Origin of the sequence: Streptomyces sp. NPDC051987 (assembly GCF_040680735.1) — a bacterium.
Classification (GTDB): domain Bacteria; phylum Actinomycetota; class Actinomycetes; order Streptomycetales; family Streptomycetaceae; genus Streptomyces.
The window spans coordinates 1-23,777 of the sequence record NZ_JBFAXI010000014.1 but is presented as its reverse complement, the minus strand read 5'-3'; the positions used below and the strand labels follow the sequence as shown (position 1 = coordinate 23,777).

General features: G+C 72.3%; 23 protein-coding genes and 1 pseudogene. 15 read left to right on the top strand and 9 right to left on the bottom strand.

Features of this window, described 5'->3' with window-relative positions; genetic code table 11:
* Positions 1 to 179 precede the first annotated feature (179 nt).
* Entirely contained in the window at positions 180 to 1,040 is an 861-nt protein-coding gene (locus AB0M11_RS10685; protein ID WP_365703608.1) for a 3-hydroxybutyryl-CoA dehydrogenase, read from the bottom strand.
* Between the two features lie 171 nt (positions 1,041 to 1,211).
* Between AB0M11_RS10685 and AB0M11_RS10680 the strand changes: the two genes are divergently transcribed.
* Complete coding sequence (locus AB0M11_RS10680; RefSeq protein WP_365703606.1) at positions 1,212 to 2,441, top strand: family 10 glycosylhydrolase; 1,230 nt, start codon at positions 1,212 to 1,214, stop codon at positions 2,439 to 2,441.
* Positions 2,442 to 2,621: 180 nt separating this feature from the next.
* Here the strand turns inward: AB0M11_RS10680 and AB0M11_RS10675 are convergent, their stop codons facing one another.
* Both AB0M11_RS10675 and AB0M11_RS10670 read right to left on the bottom strand, forming a co-directional pair.
* Positions 2,622 to 2,822 carry a DUF1918 domain-containing protein gene (locus AB0M11_RS10675; protein WP_365703604.1) on the bottom strand — a complete coding sequence of 67 codons (201 nt, stop codon included), beginning with the start codon at positions 2,820 to 2,822 and terminating at the stop codon, positions 2,622 to 2,624.
* A gap of 13 nt (positions 2,823 to 2,835) precedes the next feature.
* On the bottom strand, positions 2,836 to 3,792 hold the full coding sequence (locus tag AB0M11_RS10670) for a DMT family transporter (RefSeq protein WP_365703602.1): 957 nt from the start codon (positions 3,790 to 3,792) through the stop codon (positions 2,836 to 2,838).
* Between AB0M11_RS10670 and AB0M11_RS10665 the strand changes: the two genes are divergently transcribed.
* The 3 genes from AB0M11_RS10665 to AB0M11_RS10655 all read left to right on the top strand — a co-directional run bounded on the left by AB0M11_RS10665 (position 3,791) and on the right by AB0M11_RS10655 (position 6,422).
* Positions 3,791 to 5,236, top strand: a complete 1,446-nt coding sequence (locus AB0M11_RS10665; RefSeq protein ID WP_365703600.1) for a PLP-dependent aminotransferase family protein — start codon at positions 3,791 to 3,793, stop codon at positions 5,234 to 5,236. The two genes, AB0M11_RS10670 and AB0M11_RS10665, sit on opposite strands and share 2 nt — an antisense overlap.
* A 44-nt stretch (positions 5,237 to 5,280) precedes the next feature.
* Positions 5,281 to 5,739, top strand: a complete 459-nt coding sequence (locus tag AB0M11_RS10660; RefSeq protein ID WP_365703598.1) for a GNAT family N-acetyltransferase — start codon at positions 5,281 to 5,283, stop codon at positions 5,737 to 5,739.
* 104 nt (positions 5,740 to 5,843) lie between these two features.
* Positions 5,844 to 6,422, top strand: coding sequence for a histidine phosphatase family protein (locus tag AB0M11_RS10655; protein ID WP_365703596.1), 579 nt, complete (start codon positions 5,844 to 5,846; stop codon positions 6,420 to 6,422).
* 209 nt (positions 6,423 to 6,631) lie between these two features.
* Here the strand turns inward: AB0M11_RS10655 and AB0M11_RS10650 are convergent.
* The 4 genes and pseudogenes from AB0M11_RS10650 to AB0M11_RS10635 all read right to left on the bottom strand — a co-directional run.
* Positions 6,632 to 7,069 (bottom strand): annotated as a pseudogene (locus tag AB0M11_RS10650) (DUF6314 family protein); the annotation flags it as partial.
* Positions 7,070 to 7,248: 179 nt separating this feature from the next.
* On the bottom strand, positions 7,249 to 7,683 hold the full coding sequence (locus AB0M11_RS10645) for a carboxymuconolactone decarboxylase family protein (protein ID WP_365703594.1): 435 nt from the start codon (positions 7,681 to 7,683) through the stop codon (positions 7,249 to 7,251).
* 88 nt (positions 7,684 to 7,771) lie between these two features.
* The gene (locus AB0M11_RS10640; RefSeq protein ID WP_365703592.1) at positions 7,772 to 8,758 is read right to left on the bottom strand and encodes an aminoglycoside phosphotransferase family protein; all 987 of its coding nucleotides are present in this window, start codon (positions 8,756 to 8,758) and stop codon (positions 7,772 to 7,774) included.
* Positions 8,759 to 8,844: 86 nt separating this feature from the next.
* Positions 8,845 to 9,753: a LysR family transcriptional regulator gene (locus AB0M11_RS10635; protein WP_365703591.1), complete on the bottom strand. Its 909-nt coding sequence runs from the start codon at positions 9,751 to 9,753 to the stop codon at positions 8,845 to 8,847.
* A gap of 80 nt (positions 9,754 to 9,833) precedes the next feature.
* Between AB0M11_RS10635 and AB0M11_RS10630 the strand changes: the two genes are divergently transcribed.
* The 11 genes from AB0M11_RS10630 to AB0M11_RS10580 all read left to right on the top strand — a co-directional run bounded on the left by AB0M11_RS10630 (position 9,834) and on the right by AB0M11_RS10580 (position 21,440).
* Complete coding sequence (locus AB0M11_RS10630; protein WP_365703589.1) at positions 9,834 to 10,766, top strand: DMT family transporter; 933 nt, start codon at positions 9,834 to 9,836, stop codon at positions 10,764 to 10,766.
* Positions 10,767 to 11,039: 273 nt separating this feature from the next.
* Entirely contained in the window at positions 11,040 to 13,586 is a 2,547-nt protein-coding gene (locus AB0M11_RS10625) for a YfhO family protein (RefSeq protein WP_365703587.1), read from the top strand.
* A 23-nt stretch (positions 13,587 to 13,609) separates the two neighbouring features.
* The gene (locus AB0M11_RS10620; RefSeq protein WP_365703585.1) at positions 13,610 to 14,584 is read left to right on the top strand and encodes a glycosyltransferase family 2 protein; all 975 of its coding nucleotides are present in this window, start codon (positions 13,610 to 13,612) and stop codon (positions 14,582 to 14,584) included.
* Entirely contained in the window at positions 14,584 to 15,003 is a 420-nt protein-coding gene (locus AB0M11_RS10615; RefSeq protein ID WP_365703583.1) for a GtrA family protein, read from the top strand. The genes AB0M11_RS10620 and AB0M11_RS10615 overlap by 1 nt, the downstream gene beginning before the upstream one ends.
* Before the next feature lie 153 nt (positions 15,004 to 15,156).
* Positions 15,157 to 16,185: an N-acetyl-gamma-glutamyl-phosphate reductase gene (argC, locus tag AB0M11_RS10610; RefSeq protein WP_365703581.1), complete on the top strand. Its 1,029-nt coding sequence runs from the start codon at positions 15,157 to 15,159 to the stop codon at positions 16,183 to 16,185.
* Positions 16,182 to 17,333, top strand: coding sequence for a bifunctional glutamate N-acetyltransferase/amino-acid acetyltransferase ArgJ (gene argJ, locus AB0M11_RS10605; protein ID WP_365703579.1), 1,152 nt, complete (start codon positions 16,182 to 16,184; stop codon positions 17,331 to 17,333). The genes argC and argJ overlap by 4 nt, the downstream gene beginning before the upstream one ends.
* Positions 17,330 to 18,232 (top strand): acetylglutamate kinase, encoded by a 903-nt coding sequence (argB, locus tag AB0M11_RS10600; protein ID WP_365703577.1) that lies wholly within the window; start codon positions 17,330 to 17,332, stop codon positions 18,230 to 18,232. Before argJ ends, argB begins: the two co-directional genes overlap by 4 nt.
* Positions 18,229 to 19,425: an acetylornithine transaminase gene (locus AB0M11_RS10595; RefSeq protein WP_365703575.1), complete on the top strand. Its 1,197-nt coding sequence runs from the start codon at positions 18,229 to 18,231 to the stop codon at positions 19,423 to 19,425. Before argB ends, AB0M11_RS10595 begins: the two co-directional genes overlap by 4 nt.
* Before the next feature lie 7 nt (positions 19,426 to 19,432).
* The gene (locus AB0M11_RS10590) at positions 19,433 to 19,978 is read left to right on the top strand and encodes an arginine repressor (protein ID WP_181804439.1); all 546 of its coding nucleotides are present in this window, start codon (positions 19,433 to 19,435) and stop codon (positions 19,976 to 19,978) included.
* 132 nt (positions 19,979 to 20,110) lie between these two features.
* Positions 20,111 to 20,698: a sigma-70 family RNA polymerase sigma factor gene (locus tag AB0M11_RS10585; RefSeq protein ID WP_365703573.1), complete on the top strand. Its 588-nt coding sequence runs from the start codon at positions 20,111 to 20,113 to the stop codon at positions 20,696 to 20,698.
* Positions 20,688 to 21,440, top strand: coding sequence for a zf-HC2 domain-containing protein (locus tag AB0M11_RS10580; protein ID WP_365703571.1), 753 nt, complete (start codon positions 20,688 to 20,690; stop codon positions 21,438 to 21,440). Before AB0M11_RS10585 ends, AB0M11_RS10580 begins: the two co-directional genes overlap by 11 nt.
* A gap of 23 nt (positions 21,441 to 21,463) precedes the next feature.
* Here the strand turns inward: AB0M11_RS10580 and AB0M11_RS10575 are convergent, their stop codons facing one another.
* Positions 21,464 to 23,278 carry an ABC transporter ATP-binding protein gene (locus tag AB0M11_RS10575; protein WP_365703569.1) on the bottom strand — a complete coding sequence of 605 codons (1,815 nt, stop codon included), beginning with the start codon at positions 23,276 to 23,278 and terminating at the stop codon, positions 21,464 to 21,466.
* A gap of 87 nt (positions 23,279 to 23,365) precedes the next feature.
* Positions 23,366 to 23,545 (bottom strand): hypothetical protein, encoded by a 180-nt coding sequence (locus tag AB0M11_RS10570; RefSeq protein ID WP_365703567.1) that lies wholly within the window; start codon positions 23,543 to 23,545, stop codon positions 23,366 to 23,368.
* Positions 23,546 to 23,777 lie beyond the last annotated feature (232 nt).

Here is a 23,777-nt window from a genome sequence, read left to right as displayed (position 1 = left end):
CTTTACATGCGCATGAAGAGTGAACTCGCCTGGTGAGCGCGTGGGGAGAGTGTGCGAAGGGCATATGCGTGCCCAGAGTGCACACGGAGTGTGAAACACGCGGGCCCGGCACCGAAGGAGGTGCCGGGCCCGTGGAGCATCGCTCCCTGTAGTCAGCGGGGTGTGACAGCCGGGTGTGCTCAGCCGTACGTGTAGAACCCCGACCCGGTCTTCCGGCCCAGCCGGCCCGCCTCGACCATCCTCTGGAGCAGCGGGGGAGCGGCGTACAGCGGCTCCTTGTACTCGGCGTACATGCTGTTCGCGATGGAGACGATGGTGTCCAGGCCGATCAGGTCGGACAGCTTCAGCGGGCCCATGGGGTGGGCGCAGCCCATCTCCATGCCGTTGTCGATGTCCTCGCGGCTCGCGATGCCGGACTCGAACATCCGGATGGACGACAGCAGGTAGGGCACCAGCAGCGCGTTGACCACGAAGCCGGAGCGGTCCTGGGCGCGGATCGCGTGCTTGCCGAGCACCTTCTCGGCGAACAGCTGGGCGCGGCTGAGGGTGCCCTCGGAGGTGGTGAGCGCCGGGATCAGCTCGACCAGTTTCTGCACCGGGGCCGGGTTGAAGAAGTGGATGCCGATGACGTGGTCGGGGCGCGAGGTGGCGACCGCCAGCTTCACCAGCGGGATCGAGGAGGTGTTGGAGGCCAGGATGGCGTCCGGGCGGGTCATCACCTGGTCGAGCACCTGGAAGATCTCCGTCTTCACCTGCTCGTTCTCCACGACCGCCTCGATCACCAGGTCGCGGTCGGCGAACTCGCCGAGGTCCGTGGTGAAGCTCAGCCGGGCCAGCGTGGCGTCCCGCTCCTCCTCGGAGATCTTGCCCCGCTCGGCAGCCTTGGCCAGGGAGTTGTACAGCCGGGTGCGGCCGATCTCCAGCGCCTCGCCGGTGGTCTCGGCCACCCGCACGTCCAGACCGGCGCGGGCGGCGACCTCGGCGATCCCCGCTCCCATCTGGCCGCAGCCCACGACTCCGACCTTCTCGATGTCGGTCACATCGTCCCTTTCGCTGATCTACGAGCGGCCGGCAGGTCCTCCGGATCCGGCGCCTGCTCCGTTCGAGCACGTTACCCGTAAGTATCGATGATCGATCGTCCGGGTGCGGGAATCCTGTGCCGCGTAGGCGATCCGTGACCGGACGGATCCGCGGAGTGAGAGGGTCCGACGATGGCACGAGTGTCCCGCAGGGCGTTCGCGTTGGCGGCACTGTCCCTGCTGACGTCGGCGGCACCGGGCGCGGCCGCGCCGTCGGGACGGCCCCGCCGGGCGGCCACCGAGATGCGCGGCATGTGGCTGACGACCGTCGCCAACCGCGACTGGCCCTCCCGCACCGGGCTGTCGGCCTCCGAGCAGCGCAAGGAACTGACCGCCTACCTGGACAAGGCGGTCGACCACCGGCTGAACACCGTGATGTTCCAGGTACGGCCCACCGCCGACGCGTTCTGGCCCTCGCCCTACGAGCCCTGGTCGCAGTACCTCACCGGCACCCAGGGCAAGGACCCCGGCTGGGACCCGCTGGGCACGGCGGTCGAGGAGGCGCACGCCCGGGGCCTGCGCCTGCACGCCTGGTTCAACCCGTACCGGATCGCCAACCACACCGACCCGGGCAGGCTGGTCGCCTCGCACCCGGCCCGCAAGCACCCGGACTGGGCGGTGCCCTACGGCGGCAAGCTGTACTACAACCCCGGCATCCCGGCCGTGCGCACCTTCGTGGAGCAGGCGATCCTCGACGCCGTCGCCAGGTACCCCGTGGACGCGGTCCACTTCGACGACTACTTCTACCCGTACCCGGTGGCCGGGCAGACCTTCGACGACGACGACGCGTACGACGCCCATGGCGGTGACTTCCCGTCGCGGGCGGCCTGGCGGCGGGACAACATCGACAAGCTGGTGACCGAGGTCGCCGCGGGCGTGCGGAAGCTGCGGCCCGGCACCCGCTTCGGGATCAGTCCGTTCGCGGTGTGGCGCAACGCCGCCACCGACTCCCGGGGCTCGGACACCAGGGCCGGCGTCGAGACGTACGACGACCTCTACGCGGACACCCGCACCTGGGTGCAGAAGAACTGGATCGACTACATCGTGCCGCAGGTGTACTGGCAGATCGGCAACACCGCCGCCGACTACGCCAAGGTCGTCGACTGGTGGGCGGGCGTGGCCAAGGGCTCCGGGACGCAGCTGTACATCGGCGAAGCGCTCTACCAGGCGGGCGCCGCCGATGCCCCCGCGGCCTGGCAGGACCCGGCCGAGCTGTCCCGGCACCTCACCCTGGCCGACCGCTATCCGCAGGTGGGCGGGCATGTCTACTTCGCGGCGAAGGACGTGGCCACCGACCCCGTCGGCGCGCTCGCCCGGGTGGTCGCCGACCACTACCACGAGCCGGCGACCCCACCGAGGTGACCAGCGAGCGTTCGCCCCCGGTCTCAGCGGCTCCAGCGAATTCCGCCGCGGTTCGACAGCGCCCCGAAGGGGCGCTGGGGGTACCCCCGGCCGAAGGCTGGGGGAGGAACTGCGCGACCAGCCACGGCGGCGCCGCAGCCGACCAACGGCAGACGGGACGCGGCGCTTCCAGCGGAGCGCTCAGCGCTGTTCGTTGATCTCCCGGTGCCTGACCTGGCAGTCCGGACCGGGGGACATGATGGCCTCGTGGCCGTCCTCGAACCGGACCCGGTAGGGCGGAGTGCCCTCGGGGCCGAGTACCTGGACGACTTCCGATACCTGGTCGTGCTGTCCGACCACCCTGCCGTGCTGGACAAGCTGGTCGCCCTTGGATGCACGCATCTCCAGGGCCTCCTCACGATCGCGATCGTTGGGTGACGGCGATGCACACGAGCACGGCGGCGGCCGTGAGTGGAGCGGCCGCGGTGAGGTGCTCGCCCAGCAGCAGCACCGACCACACCAGTGTGAGCAGCGGCTGGGCCAACTGCAACTGGCTGGCCTTCGGGATGCCGACGGCCGCCATGCCCCGGTACCAGACCACCAGGCCGAGGAACTGCGAACCCGCCGCCACCCACAGCACACCCGCCACCCCGTGCGCGTTCCAGACGACCGGCTCGTAGCACAGCGCGACCACGGCGGCCGGGAGGGTCAGCGGCAGACAGCCCACCAGGGCCCAGCCGATGACCTGCCAGCCCGGCATGATCCGGGCCAGCCGGCCGCCCTCGGTGTACCCGGCCGCGCAAACCACGAGCGCCCCGAACAGGTAGCCGTCGGCACTCGTGAGCGCCCCGCCGCTCTGCGCGACGGTGAACGCCAGCACGGCAGCCGCGCCCGCGAGGGCCGCCGCCCAGAACGCGCGGGACGGGCGGATGCCGGTACGCAGGGCCGAGAAGACGGCGGTGGTCAACGGGAGCAGGCCCACCACGACGGCCGCGTGCGAGGTGGTGGAGGTCTCCAGGGCGAGCGTGGTCAGCAGCGGGAAGCCGAGTACCACTCCGGCGGCGACGACGGCCAGGCCCGCCCAGTGCCGGCGTTCGGGCAGGCGTATCCGCAGGAACAGCAGGCAGCCGCCCGCCATGGTCGCCGCGAGCACACTCCGCACCGCCACCAGCGCCCACGGCCCGAAGCCTTCTAGACCCCAGGCGGTGGCCGGGAAGGTGAGGGAGAAGGCGACGACGCCGAGCGCGGCCTGCAGGGTGCCGAGCCGGTGGGCGGAACGGGCGGTCGAGGGGGCGGCCGGGCCCGGGGTGTCGGCCGGGGACGCGCTGACCGTTATCGATGTCAGGCCGGTAGCGCTACTCTGTGCTCTCATGAATGAGCGTAGCAGTGTCGCGGAACTGGCGGAACAGCTGCGACAGGATCTCGACCGCTATTCTCCAGGTGGAAAGCTCCCGTCGAGCAGGGCCCTCGTCGAGCGGTTCCGGGTGAGCCCGGTGACCGTCTCCCGGGCGCTGGCCCACCTGGTCGCGGAGGGCCTGGTGGTCACCCGGCCCGGGGCCGGTGCCTTCAAGGCCCCGCCGCGCACCGCTGCCGAGCCCGTCGGGGACACCTCCTGGCAGGAGGTGGCGCTCAGCGCCGACGGCGCCCTCGACGTGGTCCCGCGCACCGTCGACGCCTCCGGGGTCACCGTGTGCCTGGCCGCCCCGCCGCCCGGCGTGCTGGAACTCAGCGGCGGCTACCTGCACGCCTCGCTGGAGCCCGAACGCGCCATGGCGGCGGCCCTGGCACGGGCCGGCCGCCGCCCCGGCGCCTGGGGCCGGCCGCCGCTCGAAGGCCTTCCCGAGCTGCGTGAATGGTTCGCGCGGGACATCGGTGGCGCGGTCACCGCGGCGGAGGTGCTGATCGCGTCCGGCGGCCAGTCCGCCCTCGCCACCGCCCTGCGCGCGCTCGCCCCGCCCGGCGCCCCGGTCCTGGTCGAGTCGCCCACCTACCCCGGCATGCTCGCCATCGCCCGCGCCGCCGGCCTGCGCCCGGTCCCGGTCCCGGTCGACCCCGACGGCGTGAGACCCGCCCTCCTCGCCGACGCCTTCCGGGCCACCGGTGCCCGGGTGTTCGTCTGCCAGCCCCTCTTCCAGAACCCGACCGGTGCCGTCCTCGCCCCCGACCGGCGCGCCGAGGTGCTGCGCATCGCCCGCGAGTCCGGCGCGTTCGTGATCGAGGACGACTACGTGCGTCGGCTGGTGCACGCCGATGCGGGCCCGCTGCCCCGCCCGCTCGCCGCCGACGACCCGGACGGCGTCGTCGTGCACGTCGGCTCGCTCACCAAGGCCACCTCGCCGAGCTTCCGGGTGGCCGCCCTGGCCGCCCGCGGCCCGGTCCTGGAACGGCTGCGCGCCATCCAGATCGTCGACACCTTCTTCGTCCCCCGCCCGCTCCAGGAGGCCGCCCTGGAACTCGTCGGCTCCCCGGCGTGGCCGCGCCACCTGCGCAACCTCGCCGCCGAGCTGAAGGCTCGCCGGGACACTCTCACCGGCGCCCTCGCCCACCACATCCCCGAACTCGCCCTCCCGCACATCCCCTCCGGGGGTTACCACCTCTGGCCGCGCCTGCCCGACGGCACCGACGACACCACCCTGACCGCCGCCGCGCTCCGCGCCGGGGTGTCCATCACCCCGGGCCGCCCGTACTTCAGCGCCGAGGCCCCGGCCGCCCACGTCCGTCTGAGCTTCGCCGCGGTCGCGGGCACGGGCGAGCTCCTTGAGGGGGTACGACGGCTGCGGGCCGCGTGCGACGAGGTGCTGCGTCCCAGACCCTGAAATCCGATCGACGCCGGCGCGCCCGACCGGCGAGGATCCCCCGCATGAGCGACGCACCCGGCCTCCCTGAGGGCTACGAGTTCTCCGCCGACACCGACCGCGTGGACGTCGAGCGGGTCCACCGCTGGCTCGCCACCGACGCCTACTGGGCGACCGGCCGCCCGCTGGACCAGCAGGAGCGGGCGATGGCGGGCTCGCTCAACTTCGGGGTCTACGACACCGGCAGCGGGGAGCAGGTGGCGTACGCGCGCGTGGTGACCGACCAGGCGCTGTTCGCCTGGCTCTGCGACGTCTACGTCGACCCGTCGGTGCGCGGCAAGGGCGTCGGCACGGCGATGGTCGGCGCGGTGCGCGAGCACCTGCGGCCGTACGGCGTGCGGCGCGTGCTGCTCGCCACCCACGACGCGCACGGGGTCTACGCGAAGCTCGGCTTCGCCCCGCTCGAACACCCGGACCAGTGGATGGCGCTCTACTACACCTCGCCCGAGGGGCATTCCGGCTGACTTGTCGGACACCTCCTGACCTTTGGGTAACATTTCCTCCACGTCCGGCAGGTCACCGCCCCATAGCCCTTGACCTGCGCACATGCGCGTCACACCATCGCCGCATGCCACTTCGGGTCACGTTCGTCGCGGCCGCGCGCAGCTCACCGCTGCTAGCGGAGCGCTTCGAGGACGATCGCCCGCTGGACACGGCGGGCTGGGACGAGGTGCAGCGCGTCGCCCACGAACTGGTGCCCCTCGCGGCGGCGGAGCTGCGCTACTGCTCGCCGACCTCGCGCAGCCGCGCGACCGGCGACGCCCTGGGGTACGCCCCGCTGGTCCAGCTCGCACTGCGCGACTGCGACATGGGCCGCTGGCGTGGGCTGACGCTCGGCGAGGCGATGGCCAGGGAGCCGGACCAGGTGGACGCCTGGCTCGCCGACCCGCGGGCGACCCCGCACGGGGGCGAGTCGCTGCTCGCCTTCATCGCCCGGGTCGGCGGCTGGCTCGACACCCGTCCGGTGGACGACGGCGACCGGATCGTCGCCGTCGCCGAGCCCTCGGTGATCCGGGCCGCCCTCGTCTACGCCCTCAAGGCGCCCCCCTCCACCTACTGGAACATCGACGTACGCCCGCTCTCGACCACCACGGTCACGGGGCGGAGCGGCCGCTGGAACCTGCGTTTCGACGTAGCGCTTCGCTGAGAGGGCCGAGCCGGGTCGCCGGTCCCGTGCCGCGCCGTCGTGGCTGGTCGCGCAGTTCCCCGCGCCCCTTGGCCTGTTGCGGCTCGCCTTTCTTTTTCCGCCGTGGTGGTGTTCAGCCGGTCCGGTCGGGTGTCGCGCCGTCGTGGCTGGTCGCGCAGTTCCTCCCCCAGCCTTCGGCCGGGGGTGCCCCCAGCGCCCCTTGCGGGGTGCTGGCGCGTGTAGTCGGTCGTCAGGAGGAGGTTCTTCGACGGACCGCGTACGCGCCACACCGTGCGCCAGTGGTCGGTGTCCTGGACGGTGAACTCGCCCCGGTAGAGGTCGGCCGCGCAGGGATGGTCGGCGACGTACCGCCCCGACGACAGGTCCAGGTCGTGGAAGGGGCGGTCGTCGGCGAACCGGACGTCCGCCGTGCCGGGCCGCGCGCCGGGCAGGAAGCGCAGGGTGCGTTCGGCGGGACGGGCCACGCCCTGCCAGGTGAACGTGCCCGACTCCTCGTGCAGCAGGCCGCCGTCGTCCAGTGGCCGGAACACCGTGGCCCCCTCGAAGCGGCCCTCGGCCCCGTTCGCCAGGTCCCGTACGGTCCGGTCCACCCGCCACCGCCCGAGCAGATGCGCCAGTACGTCCGCCACCGGCCAGAACTCGCCCACGGTCGTCCCTTCGTCGGCCCACCACCCTACGTCCCCGCCCCCACTGACGTGCTCATGATCTTCACCTGTCCTGCCGTTCGAGACGTCCACCGCGGTCGCCCCGGTCATGTCCACCTTCACCGGGATTGCCGATCGGTTCACGTACGCCTTCCCGGCGAACTCGGTCACCTTCCTGCGGATCAGGCAGATGTAGCGTCCGGCGCGGGCTGCTGTCCGACCGGCAGCAGCCCGCGCTCGGCGAAGACCTTCTTCGCCGCGAAGGTGGCGTTCAGGGCCTTGGGGAAACCGCAGTACCCGGCGGAGTGCAGCAGGGCCTCGACGATCTGCTCCGGCGTGAGGCCCACGTTGAGGGCCGCGTTGACGTGCACCTCCAGTTGGGGCTCGCAGCCGCCCAACGCGGTGAGCATGCCCAGCGTCACCAACTGCCGGTCCCGGGGGGAGAGTTCCGGGCGGGCGTAGATCTCGCCGAAGCCCCAGGCGACGATCTGGTGACCCAGTTCGGGGCTGACGTCGCTCAGCGAGTCGATGACCCGCTGCCCGGCCTCGCCGTCGACCTTCCGCAGGACCTCCAGACCGTGGGCGAAACGTTCTTGGCGCGTGGTGCTCTCGCTCATGTCAGCTCTTCCGTTCTCCTCGGATGCGGTCCCGACCAGAAGAACGCTAGGAGTTGGAGCGCGCTCCAGGTCAAGCCCGTTTCCGCGGTCACCCCAGGGCGCGCAGTGCGGCGACCTGTTCGCCCAGGAACGTCCGGGTCCAGTCGGCGTGCTCACCCGCATAACCCCGGGGGCCGCACTCCACGACCAGGATCAGGCCCAGGTAGAGGCCGTACAGGGCGAGGCGATGGCGCAGCGCGGGGGAGAAGTCGAGGCGGCCGCCCGCTGCCCGGTACCCGGCCACCAGGTCGCTGTCCGGGCCGGTGTCCCCGCCGAACGCCAGGGAGACCAGTTCGGCGACCGGGTCGCCCCAGAACGCCCGTTCGTGGTCGATGAGGCCGGTGATCCGGGGGGTGTCCGCCCGGTCGTCGACGAAGATGTTGCCCGGCCAGAGGTCGAAGTGGACGAGCCTGGGCTCGGTGACCTCGTCGAGGGCCGCGCCGCCCTCGGAAACCAGGCCGCGTATCGCGGCGGCGGGCACCCCGAGGTCGGCGTCCCAGCGGGCCGCGTCCGCCAGCAGGGCGTCCACCATGGCCGTGAAGGCGGTGCGCCAGTCGGCTGCGGACAGCTCCGCCTCGGGAGCCGGATAGCCGTACCGGCCGTCCTCGGAGGTCAGGGTGTGCAGCCGGGCGGTGATCGCGCCCAGCTCGTGGCGCAGCGCCGAGGCGGTGGTGGGCGGGAGGTGCTCGGCGGCCTTGTCCCAGGGGGTGCCCGCCAGCACCGAGACCGCGAGGAAGTCGTCTCCCCCGTAGAACAGTTCGGGGGCCGGTACCGCTCCGGCGGGCAGACCGGCCAGGCGCCGGTAGACCAGGGCCTCGGTCGCCATGATCCCGCGCTCGTAGCGGAGCACGGGCGCCTCGGCGGGCGGCGCCAGCTTCACCACGGCCGGGCGACCGTCGTCGAGGCGAACCCGGTAGGCGCTGTTGAACCAGCCGTCGGTCAGCTCCGCCTCCAGCCGGCAGCCGACGCCCGTCGCCTCCCGGAGGAGGGCGTCGAGTCCGGCGGCGGACAGGCGGCGTTTGGTCAGGCTCTGCATGCGGCGACTCGCTCTCGTCCGGCGGTGCGGTGCGTGCGGGGGCGCTGGAAGCGCGTGGGAGCGCTCCCGAAGATACGGGATCCGGGTCAGTCGTCGTCCCGGCTTCGGATGGCCTCCGCGGCCTCGACGAGTGCGCGCAGAACGGTTCGCACCGCTCTGCGGGCCGTCCGCTCGGGGCGGTGCAGGGCGTCGACGTGGCGGTGGGCCTCGATGCCGGCCAGGGGTCTGAGGGTGACGCCCGGGTGCGGACGGGATGTCCAGCGGGGCATCAGGGCGACCCCGCCGCCCGCGGCGACCACCTCGGCGACCACGGCGATCTCGTTGACGCGGTGCACGATGTCGACCCCGCGCCCGGCCGCCGCCGCGATGGCCTCGACCGTGGCCAGCAGCGGGAAGCCGTCGTGCACGCTGATCCAGGGCTGGTCGGCGACGTCGTGCGCGGTCAGGGCGGGCCGCGCGGCCAGGGGGTGGCCGACGGGCAGGGCGACGTCGAGCGGTTCGCGCAGCAGCGGGGTGGCCGTGGCGGTCCGGGGCCAGGGCGGCGCGTGGTCCATGCGATGGGCCAGGACCAGGTCGTAGGCGCGGGTCAGCGGCGGGAAGTCGGCCTGGGCCACGTCCTCGTCGTGCAGGGCGAGGCGGGGGGAGCCCGGCCCGCCCAGCCGTCGGAGCAGCAGGGGGAAGAACGCGGCGGCTCCGCTGTGGAAGGCGGCCAGCGACACCGTGCCGTCGGGTTCCTCCACGTAGGCGTCGATGGTGTGGCGGGCCCGGGCCAGTGCCGTCTCCACGCCGATCGCCGCGTCCGCCAGGGCCTGCCCGGCCGGCGTGAGGACCAGCCGGCGGCCGGACCGCTCGGTGAGCGGCACCGGGATCGAGCGCTGGAGCAGCCGCAGCTGCTGCGAGATGGCCGAGGGCGTCACCCGCAGCGCTTCGGCGACGGCCGTGACGCTGCCCAGTTCGCCCAGCTCCCGCAGGACCCGCAGCTGCCGTTCGTCCATGGCGTGAGTGTAGCTCTGCTAAAGCATTGGTTGAGAAGGTCGTCGTTTACTTCAACGGGCAGGTCGTGGATCGTGACGGCATGCCGACCAATCGCCGTATCGACGTGGTGCTCCTGGCCGTCGCCGTCGTCTGGGGCTCCAGTTACCTGACGGCGAAGACGGCCACGGACGCTCTCCCCGTGCCGACCGTCCTCTTCGTCCGCTACGCCGTCGCCGCGCTCGCGTGCGCCGCCGTACTGCGACGGTTCGGCGGCGCCGGTGGCCTCACCCGGGACGAGAAGGTCCACGGCTCTCTGCTCGGCCTCACCCAGGCCGCCGTCCTCGTCCTGGAGACGTACGGTGTCGCCCACACGAGCGCCGGGAACGCGGGCCTGATCATCAGCCTCACCCTCGTCCTCACCCCGGTCCTGGACCGGGTCGGTCTGCCGGGGCGGTTCTTCCTCGCCGCCGGGGTGTGCCTGGCGGGTGTCGCGGTGCTCGTCTCCGGCAACGGACTGCGTGCTCCCGGAGTCGGTGACCTGCTGATGCTCGCTGCCGCCGTGGTCCGCGCGGGGCACGTGGTGCTGGTCGGCAGGGTCACCGCGGGCCGGGCCCTGCGCCCGCTGCACCTGACTGCCGTACAGTGCGCCGTCGGCGCCGCCCTCTTCCTGCTGCCCGCGGTCCCCGGGCTGCCGGCGCTGAACCGGACCGGCGCCGTCACCTGGGCGCAGCTCCTCTACCTCTCCCTCTTCTGCGGACTGTTCGCCTTCATCGCCCAGACCTGGGCGGTCCAGCGCACCTCCGCGACCCGGGCCGGGCTCCTGCTGGGCACCGAACCGGTCTGGGCCCTGCTGGTCGGCACCGCCCTCGGCGGCGAGCGGCTCACCGGGCTCTCCGTCCTCGGTGCCGCGCTCATCGTCACAGGGACGTACTGGGGTCAATCAGTCGAACGCGCACATCGTGGACGCGGCACGGCGGGGGCTCGCGACGCGACCCCGCGCAGTGGCCGGGCAGGCGCCACACAGGCGAGTTAACCCGCAAAACATTTTCTGGAAAACTGCTGTTTCCTTTGAAGTCGTGAATTCTTTCCCGTGACGTAAACGGATTCGGAATTCGCCTTGTTACTTCACAGGCGTGGCACAACCATCAGGAACTTCTACCCGTCTAAGTCGGCGAAACACCGACCTGCGGGGAGTGACGACCCCGTTTTTGTCTGGGGGCCGCACAGAATGAATCGCACCGTCCTGGCCGGGCGTGAACAGGGGGCGAAACCGGCGGGGGGCCGAGCGGAACGGGAAACCGGCACCGTGAAATGGCGGCGCGCCGATCCGCGAGCGATCGCCGCGCTGCTCGCGGCACTCCTCACCACCGCGGCGTTCTGTGCCGCCGACGTGATCGCCCGCAGCTACCCGTTCGGCCCGCGTACCCGCAGCGTCAACGACCTCGGCAACCAGTACGTGCCCTTCCACGCCCACCTGTGGGACCTCCTGCACGGCAGGGCCGACGGCGGTCTCCTCGTCAACTGGCAGTCCGGCTACGGCTCCAGCTTCCTGCCGGACCTCGGCACCTACCTGAGCAGCCCGTTCGCGCCGCTCGTCGCGCTCTTCCCGCGCGACGAGATCGACCTCGCGGTGTACGCGGTCACCGTGCTGAAGACGGCGGTCGCCGGCGCCGTCATGGCCTGGCTGCTGATGAGCCTGCGCCGGGGCCGCTGGTGGGCGGCCGGCATCCTGGGCACGTCCTACGCCCTGTGCGGCTGGAGCCTCGCCCTCGCCTCGTACAACCCGATGTGGCTCGACGGGCTGATCGCGCTGCCGCTGCTCTGTCTGGTCGGCGAGTGGGCCATGGCCGGCCGGCGCCCGCTGCTCGGGGTGCTGATCGTGGCGCTCGCCTGGATCGCCAACTTCTACACCGCCTACATGGCCACGCTCGGCGCCGCCCTGGTGCTGCTGCTGCGGCTGGTGCTCGCCGAACTGCCGTGGCGGCGCGCCCTCGCGGTGGTGGGCCGCGCCGGGGCGACCGTCGGGCTGGGCATCGGCCTGGCCGCGCCGCTGGTGATCGTCGTGTACTCCGGCACCAAGCACGCCTATCCGGGCCGCGACGGCCACTTCGCCCCGGCGGCCACCGAGGACCTGCTCGCCCGGCTGCTGCCGACGACCTACAGCTACGGCTCCCCGGCCCTCTACGTCGGCGTCACCGCTCTGGTGCTCGCCCTCGCCCTGCCCTTCCACCGGCAGGTCCCGGTCCGGGTGCGGGCCGGCTGGACGGCGCTGGTGGCGGCCGTCGCCCTGTCGCTGCAGTGGGCGCCGACCAGCCTGGCCTGGCACGCCTTCACCGTCCCGAACGGCAGCTCCTACCGGCAGGCCTTCGTGCTCTGCGCCCTGCTGGTCATCGCCGCCTGGCACGCCCTGGCTTACGGGCTGCCGGACCGGCGGGCCCTCGGCGCGGCGGCCGTCCTGCTGGCCCTGATCGCCCTCGCCGCGAGCCGCAGCCCCCTGACCCGGCACCACAGCCACCACACCTGGCCCGTGGTGCTGCTCGCGGTCGCGGGCGCGTTCGGCGGACTCATGCTGCTCAGCCTCAGAGGCGGCAGACCCGCGCTGGCGGGTCTTGCCGTGGCGCTGCTGATCGGCGCGCAGTTCGGCGAGGCCGCCGCCACCTCGGCCGTGGCCACCCGGTCGCGACTCGGCCAGATGGACGACTACGCGCCCTGGGGCGACCGCCAGCAGCAGGAGACGGACGCGGTCGCGAGCGCCGACGCCTGGCCCGCGTACCGCACCGAACCCGGCCGCGAGCAGACCGTCTCCAACGACCCGATGACGGTCGGCGGCCAGGGCGCGCAGTACTACAGCAGCCTCACCGCCGACGTCCTCAGCCGCACCCTCACCGCGCTGGGCGACGGCTGGACCTCGCGCGGCCGGAGCCTGCAGTCCCTCGACAACCCGGTCACCGACGCGGTCTTCTCGGTGGGCGCCCGGGTGCACAACCCGCCGGACCCGCACCAGAAGTGGCTGCCCCAGGGCGGCGGCCCGTCCACCGTCACCCGCGAGGACGTGCCTCCGCTGGTGACGGTACGGCCCACCGCCCCGCGCTCCACCCCCGCCTCCTTCGGCCCCTCGCCCTACCGCAACCAGGAGCTCCTGCTCGGCGCCCGCGTCTACACCCTGCCCCGGACCACCCTCAGCGGTGCGCGCGAGGGCGACGCGGCCCGGGGCCTGCTGGTCGACGGAGCACGGACGATCACCGCCCGGTGCCGGTCCGGAAGTGCGGTCTTCCTGTGGGCACCGCACTACTCCGGTACCGCGCGACTCACCAGCGGCGGCGAGAGCAAGCTCTTCCGGTCCGCCGCGGACGGCACGAAGATCGCCGCGATGCAGCCGCTCGGCACGGTCCGCGCCACCGGGCAGGTCCGGATCGACCTCAGGCCCGACCGGCTCGGCCGGGTCCCGGCGCAGGGCGCGGTCGGCTGCCTCGACACCGCGCGGCTGCGCACCGCCGTCCGGCACCTGAAGTCCACCGGCGCGACCAAGGTGACCGTCTCCGACGGGACCCTGCACGCCGAACTGCCTCCCGGCAGCCGGGGAACCGCCGTCGTGGCCGCCCCGCGGATCGCCGGCTGGCGCTGCTCCGCCGGTGGTGCCGAGGCCGCGGCGGGCGAGTTCCACGGCCTGATCGCCGTCCCGCTCAGCGGCTCGGCCACCAGCCTCACCTGCACCTTTCACCCGCCCGGCCTGCGCCTGGGCGCCGCGGTCGGCGGCGCCTCGCTGCTGGCCCTGATCCTCATCGGCTCCGTCTCGGCCGTACGCCGCAGAACCGTCACCCGCCCCGGCGAGCGCACGACCACCGCTCACTGACCCGTCCCCAGGGGGAAGAACCCATGCTGATATCCATCGTCGCGCCCTGCTACAACGAGGAAGACGTCATAGAGCGCTTCCACGAACAGGTCCAGAAGATCGCCAACGAACTCCTGCCGCTCGGCCACGACATGGAGTTCGTGTACGTCGACGACGGCAGCCGCGACCGCACGCTGGCCCTGCTCAGCCGGATCGCCGACCGCGACGCGCGCGTCCGGTACGTCTCCTTCAGCCGCAACTTCGGCAAGGAGGCGGCCCTGCTGGCCGGCCTGAAGCACGCCGCCGGCGACGCCGTGATCGTGATGGACGCCGACCTCCAGCACCCGCCGGAGCTCATCAAGCGCATGGTCGAACTGCGCGGCGAGGGCTACGACCAGGTCATCGCCAAGCGCACCCGACAGGGCGACCGCTTCGCCCGCACCGTCACCGCCCGCCTCTACTACCGGCTCATCAACCGGATGGTCGACGTCGAACTCGTCGACGGCGTGGGCGACTTCCGGCTGATGTCGCGCCGGGTGGTGGACGCGGTGGTGAGCCTCACCGAGTACAACCGGTTCTCCAAGGGCCTGTTCGCCTGGGTCGGCTTCCCCAGCACCACCTTCGAGTACGAGAACGCGGTGCGCGAACACGGCAGCAGCTCCTGGTCGTTCCGCAGCCTGCTCAACTACGGCCTCGACGGGCTGCTCTCCTTCAACAACCGCCCGCTGCGCGCCGCGCTCTACCTCGGCATGACCCTGCTGGCCCTCGCGGGCGCGTACACGGCGTGGATCGTGGGCGCGGCGATGATCAACGGTGTCCAGACGCCCGGCTATGTCACCATCATTACAGCCGTCACCGCCCTGGCCGGCGTCCAGATGATCATGCTCGGGGTCATCGGCGAGTACACCGGCCGGATCTACTACGAGGTCAAGGGGCGCCCGCACTTCCTGGTGAAGGCGACGAACGTGGACCGAACGGAAGACCGCACCCGCGGCACGACGAAGGACCTCATCCCCTGATGCCGAACGCCACCCTGTCGACCGCCACCGGCCCCACCCGCCCGATATCCGGGCAGATCCTCACCTTCGCGGTGGTGGGTGTGGTCAACACGGCGACGTACTACGGCCTTTACCTGCTTTTTCTCAGGTATTTGCCTTACCTGGCCGCACATATTCTCGCCTTTTTCTTGAGTATGATCGGTTCCTTTTTCCTCAACGCGAGGTTCACTTACCGCACGCGTCCCACCTGGCGGAAATTCCTGCTGTTCCCGCTGACCAACGCCACGAATTTCGTGATCACCACGGTCGGGGTGTACGTGATCGTCGACATGCTCCACGAGGGCAGCAAGTTCGCTCCGCTGATGGCGTCGGCGGCGGCGATTCCGGTGACCTTCGTGGTGTCGCGATGGGTCATGCTCCCGAAGGTGGAGACGGTGTAGCCGGGACGCCCTCCAGGCGCGCGCGGTGGTCCCGGTAGGTCGAAGTCGCCCAGCAGTTGGGCGGTGCCGCAGGGTCGGTCCTCGGACAGTAGCGCCTCCGTTGCATAAAAGTGCAGCGAAACGTATAGTCATGCCATCTGGAGGAGGATGGACATGGCGGTACGTGCGGCGGTGGCCGGAGCGAGCGGGTACGCGGGCGGAGAGGTCCTGAGGCTGCTCCTCGCGCACCCCGAGGTCGAGATCGGCACCCTGACCGGCAACTCCAACGCGGGCCAGCGCCTGGGCGCGCTCCAGCCGCACCTGCTGCCGCTGGCCGACCGCGTGCTGGAGGAGACGACCGCCGAGGCCCTCGCCGGGCACGACGTCGTCTTCCTCGCGTTGCCGCACGGGCAGTCCGCCGCCGTCGCCGAGCAGCTCGGCCCGGACGTCCTCGTCGTCGACATGGGCGCCGACTTCCGCCTCGCGGACCCGGCCGACTGGGAGCGTTTCTACGGCTCCCCGCACGCCGGCACCTGGCCCTACGGCCTCCCCGAACTTCCGGGTGCCCGCGCCGCGCTGGAGGGGTCCAAGCGCATCGCGGTACCCGGTTGCTACCCCACCGCCGTCTCCCTCGCCCTGTACCCGGCCTACGCCGCGCGGATCGCCGAGCCCGAGGCGCTGATCGTCGCCGCCTCCGGCACCTCCGGCGCGGGCAAGGCGCCCAAGCCGAACCTGCTGGGCAGCGAGGTCATGGGCTCCATGTCCCCCTACGGCGTCGGCGGCGGTCACCGGCACACCCCCGAGATCACCCAGAACCTCAGCGCCGTGGCGGGGGAGCGGGTCGCCGTCTCCTTCACGCCGACGCTCGCCCCGATGCCGCGCGGCATTCTCGCCACGTGCAGTGCCAAGGCCGTCACCGGGGTGACGGCGGAGTCGGTGCGCGCGGTCTACGAGAAGGCCTACGCGGACGAGCCCTTCGTCCACCTGCTCCCCGAGGGCCAGTGGCCCGCCACGGCGTCCGTCTACGGTTCCAACGCCGTTCAGGTGCAGGTCGCGTACGACGAGGCCGTCGGCCGCATCATCGCGATCAGCGCCATCGACAACCTGACCAAGGGCACCGCCGGCGGTGCCGTCCAGAGCATGAACCTCGCCCTGGGTCTCGCCGAGACCACCGGGCTGACCACGATCGGAGTTGCGCCGTGAGCGTGACGGCAGCGAAGGGATTCACGGCAGCGGGCATCGCCGCCGGGATCAAGGAGAACGGCAACCCGGACCTGGCCCTCGTGGTCAACAACGGGCCGCGCCGTGCCGCCGCGGGCGTCTTCACCTCCAATCGCGTGAAGGCCGCGCCGGTGCTGTGGTCCGAGCAGGTGCTCAGGAGCGGCCAGGTCTCCGCCGTCGTCCTCAACTCCGGCGGCGCCAACGCCTGTACCGGCCCCAAGGGCTTCCAGGACACCCACGCCACCGCCGAGAAGGCCGCCGAGGTGCTCGGGCGCGGCGCCATCGAGGTCGCCGTCTGCTCGACCGGCCTGATCGGCGTGCTGCTGCCCATGGACAAGCTGCTCCCGGGGGTGGAGACCGCGGCCGCCGCCCTGAGCGAGCACGGCGGCGAGAAGGCGGCCATCGCCATCAAGACCACCGACACCGTGCACAAGACCTCCGTCGTCACCACGGACGGCTGGACCGTCGGCGGGATGGCGAAGGGCGCCGGCATGCTCGCCCCCGGCCTCGCCACCATGCTCGTCGTCCTCACCACGGACGCCGTCGTGGAGAGCGAGGTGCTCGACAAGGCGCTGCGGGCCGCCACCCGGACCACCTTCGACCGTGTCGACTCCGACGGCTGCATGTCCACCAACGACACCGTGCTGCTGCTGGCCAGCGGTTCCTCCGACGTCACCCCGGCGTACGAGGAGTTCGCCGAGGCCGTCCGCGCCGTCTGCGACGACCTCGGTCAGCAGCTGGTCCGCGACGCCGAGGGCGCCAGCAAGGACATCAGGATCGAGGTGGTCAACGCCGCCTCCGAGGACGACGCCGTCGAGGTGGGCCGCTCCATCGCCCGCAACAACCTCCTCAAGTGCGCCATCCACGGCGAGGACCCCAACTGGGGCCGCGTGCTCTCCGCGATCGGCACCACGAGGGCCGCCTTCGAACCCGACCAGCTGAACGTCGCCATCAACGGCGTCTGGGTCTGCAAGAACGGCGGGGTCGGCGAGGACCGCGAGAAGGTCGACATGCGCTACCGCGAGGTGCACATCGTCGCCGACCTCGCCGCCGGTTCCGAGACCGCCACCATCTGGACCAACGACCTCACCGCCGACTACGTCCACGAGAACAGCGCCTACTCCTCATGAGCACCACGCGCAAGCACACCGCGCTGCCCAAGGCGCAGATCCTCATCGAGGCGCTGCCCTGGCTGGTCCGTCACAACGGCAGGACCGTCGTGATCAAGTTCGGCGGCAACGCCATGATCGACGAAGAGCTGAAGGCCGCCTTCGCCCAGGACGTCGTCTTCCTGCACCACGCCGGCCTCAGACCGGTCGTCGTGCACGGCGGCGGCCCGCAGATCAGCGCCGCCCTGGACAGGCACGGCATCGTCAGCGAGTTCAAGGCCGGCCTCCGGGTCACCACCGAGGACGCCATGGACGTCGTACGGATGGTGCTCGCCGGGCAGGTCCAGCGCGAGCTGGTCAACCTGCTCAACCAGCACGGCCCGCTGGCCGTCGGACTGACCGGCGAGGACGCGCACACCATCACCGCCACCAAGCACCGGCCCGAGATCGACGGCGAACTCGTCGACATCGGGCGGGTCGGCGAGATCACCGCGATCGACACGGGCGCGATCGAGGCACTGCTCGCCGACGGCCGGATCCCGGTCGTGTCCTCCATCGCCCGTTCCGAGGACGACGGGCATGTCTACAACGTCAATGCTGATACGGCGGCTGCGGCACTCGCTGCTGCGCTGGGCGCCGAAACCCTCATGGTCCTCACCGACGTGGAGGGCCTCTACGAGGACTGGCCGAACTCAGACGAGGTGATCAGCCGGCTCACCGCTTCCCAGCTGGAGAAGCTGCTGCCGGAGCTGAGCTCCGGGATGGTGCCGAAGATGGAGGGCTGCCTGCACGCCGTGCGCAACGGCGTCACCACCGCCCGGGTCATCGACGGCCGGGTCCAGCACTCGATCCTGCTGGAGATCTTCACGGACGAAGGCATCGGCACGATGGTCGTGCCGGACCAGGAGGGGGAGTCATGAGCAACCAGGAACTGACCTCGCGCTGGCAGGGCGCGCTCATGAACAACTACGGCACCCCCCGGCTGCCCCTGGTCCGCGGCGAGGGCGTCAGGGTCTGGGACACCGAGGACCGGCAGTACTACGACTTCGTCGGCGGTATCGCCACCAACGCGCTCGGCCACGCCCACCCTGCGGTCGTCGAGGCCGTCACGCGGCAGATCGCGTCCCTCGGCCACATCTCCAACTTCTTCATGGCCGAGCCCACCGTCGCCCTCGCCGAACGGCTGATCCAGCTGTTCGGCCGAGAGGGCCGGGTCTTCTTCTGCAACTCCGGCGCCGAGGCCAACGAGGCCGCCTTCAAGATCGGCCGGCTGACCGGGCGGACCCACATGGTCGCCACCGACGGCGGCTTCCACGGCCGGACGATGGGCGCCCTCGCGCTCACCGGGCAGCCGGCCAAGCAGGACCCGTTCCGCCCGCTGCCCGCCGAGGTCACGCACGTGCCCTATGGCGACCCGCAGGCGCTGGCCGCGGCCGTCACCGAGGAGACCGCCCTCGTCGTCGTCGAGCCAATCCAGGGCGAGAACGGCGTGGTCGTGCCCCCGGCCGGCTACCTCAAGGCAGCCCGCGCGATCACCGCCGCCACCGGTGCGCTGCTCGTCCTCGACGAGGTCCAGACGGGCATCGGCCGCACCGGCACCTGGTTCGAGTACCAGGCCCACGAGGGCGTGCTGCCCGACGTCGTCACCCTCGCCAAGCAGCTCGGCGGCGGGCTGCCGCTCGGCGCGACCGTGGCCTTCGGCCGCGCCGCCGAGCTGCTCCAGCCCGGCCACCACGGCACCACCTTCGGCGGCAACCCGGTCGCCTGCGCCGCAGGCCTCGCCGTCCTCGACACCATCGAGAACGAGGGGCTGCTGGAGAACGTCAAGCGGCAGAGCGAGAGGTTGCGGGACGGAATCGAAGGCCTCGGGCACCGGTTGATCGATTATGTCCGGGGCGCGGGTCTCCTCCTGGGTATCGTGCTCACCGAGCCGCTGGCCGCCCAGGTGCAGCAGGCGGCTCAGGAGGCCGGGTTCCTGGTGAACGCGCCCGCCCCGGACGTCGTACGGCTGATGCCGCCGCTGAACCTCCGCGACGCCGAGGCGGACGCGCTGCTCGGGGCACTGCCCGGCATCCTCGACGCAGCGAGCGGGGACGGACGATCCGGAGAATGAGACGACGATGAGCCAGGCGCAGGAGTACGACCAGTCGGGCGGGGCGGGGCCCGCGGTGCCGCAGACCCGGACCGCCCGGCACCGCCGGATCGTGGACATCCTCAACCGGCAGCCGGTGCGCTCGCAGAGCCAGCTCGCGAAACTGCTGTCCGACGACGGGCTCACGGTCACCCAGGCGACGCTCTCCCGGGACCTCGACGAGCTCAACGCGGTGAAGATCCGCAACACCGACGGCGAGCTGATCTACGCGGTGCCCAGCGAGGGCGGCTTCCGCACGCCCCGCGCCCCGCTGGGGGAGTCGGCGAAGGAGGAGCGGATGCGCCGCCTCTCCCAGGAACTCCTGATCTCGGCGGAGGCCTCGGCGAACCTGGTCGTCCTGCGCACCCCGCCCGGCGCGGCCCAGTTCCTCGCCTCGGCGATCGACCAGGCCGAACTCCACGACATCCTGGGGACCATCGCCGGGGACGACACGCTGCTGCTCATCAGCCGGGAGCCGACCGGCGGCCAGGCCCTCGCGGACCACCTGCTGCGGCTCGCCCAGAACGGCCACTGACCGGCCCGGCGGGCGGCCCGCGACCCGGGTGCGGGGCCCGGCCCGGCGGCGGACAATGGCGGTGTGATCTTCCGCGGCGAGCGGTCAGGCGGGCGGGCAATCCCCTGGCGGCCGTCGAACGTACCCAGGGGTGTGTCGGGATTCCGGTTCCCCGTCGGCCGCCTCCCGGACGAGGCTCTGCTGTCCGGGCTGGCCACCGGCGACCCGGAGCTCGCCGAGCTCTTCGTTCGGAGATTCCAGCACCGGGTCTTCGGGGTCGCCATGGCCGTCACCGGGGACCAGCAGCTGGCCGAGGACGTCGCCCAGCAGACGTTCGAACGCGCCTGGCGGCATGCCCAGATCTACGACTCGCGCCGCGGCTCGGTCGGGACCTGGCTGACGACCATCGCGCACAACCTGGCCGTCGACGCGGTCCGCGCCCGGCGGACGGAACCGATGGCACCCGAGGACCTCGACCCCCTCCTCGACGCCGTCACCGAGACCCCCGAGCGGTGGGCGCTGGCCGACGAGGCCTCCACCCAGCTCCGGGCCGCGCTGGCCCGGCTGCCCAGGGAACAGGCGCGGGCCCTGATGATGGCCGGTGTCTACGGCATGACGGCCCAGCAGATCGCCGACGTGGAGCGGGTCCCGCTGGGCACCGCCAAGACGCGGATCAGAGCGGCGATGGCGAAGCTCCGCACCGCGCTCGCGTCCCCGAAGGGAGGCGGCCATGACCGGTGACGCGCACTGCGCGAGGCTGCGCGAGGTCGGCGCCGAACTGGCGCTGGGCGTGCTGCCCGGCCGCGAGCGGGCCGAGGCGGTCGCCCACCTCGACGAGTGCGCGGCCTGCCGGGAGTACGTACGTCAACTCACCGGGATCGGCGACCGGTTGATCGGCCTGCTGCCGGAGAGCACCCCGCCGCCCGGCTTCGCGTCCCGGGTGGCCCGCAGCCTCGCCGAGCAGGCGGGTGGGCCGCAGGGATCCCGGCCCACCCGTGCCGCCCCGGGCCGGCGCAGCCGGGTGCGGCGGGTCCGGCTGCGGCTCGCGGCGGCGGCCGCCGCCCTCGCCGTCGCCCTCGGCTTCGCCGGCTGGGCGATCGGCACGGCCGTCGAGGGAGCCGTCACCGCCTCGGCGCCCGCCATCGAGTCCGAACCCGTCCTGGTCGGGGACATGATCCCGGCCGGCGGCGGGCAGCCCGTCGGCGAGGTCTACGCCCATCCCGGCAGCCCCGCCTGGATGTTCGTCTCCGTCACCCTGCCCGGCGCCCCCCACGACGGCAAGGTCACCTGCCTCCTCGAACGTGCCGACGGCACGACCACGCGCGTCGGCGACTTCCCCCTGCGCGCGGGCCGCGGCGACTGGGGGGTGGCGGTCCCCGTCGACCTCACCCGGTACTCCGCCGCCCGACTGGCCTCGCCCGACGGCACCGTCCTCGCCACCGCCCACCTGCAGAAGGCCCGGGTGGTCGAGCCGGAGGCGTGACCACGCAGCGCGGCCCACAGAGCTCAGGACAGCACCGCACCCGCGTTCAGCCGGTGCAGCCGGGCGTACGCCCCCTCGCGCCCGAGCAGGTCCGCGTGCGCGCCGTCCTCGACGACCCGACCGTGGTCGAGCACCACGATCCGGGTGGCGTCACGGACGGTCAGCAGGTTGTGGGAGATCACGACGGTCGTCCGCCCGGCCATCAGCCGGCGCAACGGATCCATGATCCGCCGGCCCGACCGGACGTCGAGCCCGGCCGTCGGTTCGTCGAGCAGCAGCACCGGCGCGTCCCGGATCATCGCCCGCGCGATCGCCAGCCGCTGGCACTGGCCGCCGGAGAGCGTCCGGCCGTGCCGGCCGACGACTGTGTCGTAGCCCTCCGGGAGCCGCTCGACGAACTCGTGCGCGTCCGCCGCGCGCGCCGCCGCGACGATCTCCGCCTCCGTGGCCGCCGGCCGGCCGTAGGCGATGTTCTCCCGCACGGTGCCGTGCAGGACGAGGGTCTCCTGCAGCACCACCGCGACGCTCTCCCGTACGTCGGACAGGGCGAGTTCGCGCAGGTCCGTCCCGTCCAGACGGACCGCGCCCCGGTCCGGGTCGTAGAACCGCACCTGCAGTTTCGCGAGCGTGGACTTGCCCGCCCCGCTCGCCCCGACCAGCGCCAGCGTCTCCCCGGGCGCCACGTGGAACGAGACGTCCGACAGCGCCCAGGCCGCCGTACCGGGATAGCGGAACCACACCCCGTCGAACTCCACGTCCCCGCGCGCCCGGCGGATCCGCCGGGCCCCGGGAGCCTCGGTCACCTGGGGCCGCTGGTCCAGCAGTTCGATGATCCGCTCCGCCGAGGCGGAGGCCGCGTAGAAGGTGGTGCCGAGCCCGGAGAGGCCGTGGACCGGGCCGTACAACTTGCCGATCAGGGCGAGGAACACCAGGAGCCCGCCGAGCGTGAGCTGGCCCTCGGCCAGCTTCCAGGTGCCGAGGCCCAGCACCGCGAGGCCGCCCGCCACCTCGACGGTCTCCACGACGGGTCCGTAGACGCCCCGGATCCGCGCGGAGGCCATCGCCGCCCGGAACCTGCCGAGGTTCTCCCGCTCGAACCGGTGCGCCTCCCAGCCCTGCCGGTTGTACGCCTGCACCAGTACGGCATTGCCGAGCGCCTCCTCGGCGATCGCGCTGAGCGTTCCGCTGCGGCGCCTGCGCTCCCGGGACGCCTCCTTGACCAGCCGTGAGAAGTGCCGGGCGCAGCCCCAGAACACCGGTACGACGAGAAGGGAGAGCAGGGTCAGGTCCCAGCGCAGGTAGCAGAGCAGGCCGAGGAAGACGCCGAGGCGGATCAGGTAGTACAGGGCGTCCGCCACGCCCGAGAGCAGGAACGTCTCCACCGCGTCGACGTCGCCGGTGACCCTGGACAGCACGTCCCCGAGCCGCCGGCGCTCGAAGAAGCCGAGCGACAGCCCCTGGACGTGCCGGAACACGTCGGAGCGCAGTCCGAGCAGGAAGTGCTCGCCGACCCAGGTGGACGTCACGTCGTCCGCGAAGCGGAGCACGCCGGAGCAGACGACGAGACCGAGGTAGGCCGGTGCGATCCAGAGGAACGGCCGTAGGTCACGGGGGACCAGCACGTCGTCGACGACGATCTTGAAGAGCCAGAGTTCGGCCGCGTCGACGGCGGGCGCGGTCAGACTGAGCAGGACGACGGGCACGAGCCAGCGGCGGCCGCCGCGGGTGTACGGCCAGAACCGTCGGAACACCTCACGGGGGGAGACCGGGGGCGCGGCCGCGACCAGGTCGTCGGAGGTGACGCCGGTCGACAGCAGACGCCGGAGGAGGTGCGGCATGCCGGGAGTCCCTCGTCCGCCGACGGCGACGCGGACCGGCGCAGCCCAGGTCGCCGGTCCGCTCGCCCTTCTCTCTGTGGTCAGTGGTCAGTAGCGGTCGTGCCCGTGACGGTCGTCGTGGTCGTCGCGGTCACCGCGGAAGTCGTCGTGGTCGTCGCCGTGCCGGTCACCGTGCCGGTCGCCGTGCCCCTCGTCACCGTGTCCGTGTCCGTGGCCGTGGTCATGGTCGCGGTGCATCGCGGACAACAGATTGCTGAAGACAGCCATGGTGTTCCTCCTGAAACTTGCCTTACAGGGGGTACGGCCGAGGAGAACATATGGATGGCGTTTTATGGGGGCAAAGCGGAAAAGGCGGAATGCGGTCGTGTGTCTGCTGCGGGCCGGTGGGGGGCTGGGCGCGCCCGCGCGGGGGAGCCGCACGTCGAATACAGCCCCGCGCCCCTGACGGGGCGCTGCAGCCGGCGTCCCCGTCCCAGCCGCGGCTGGGACAGCCGCGGGC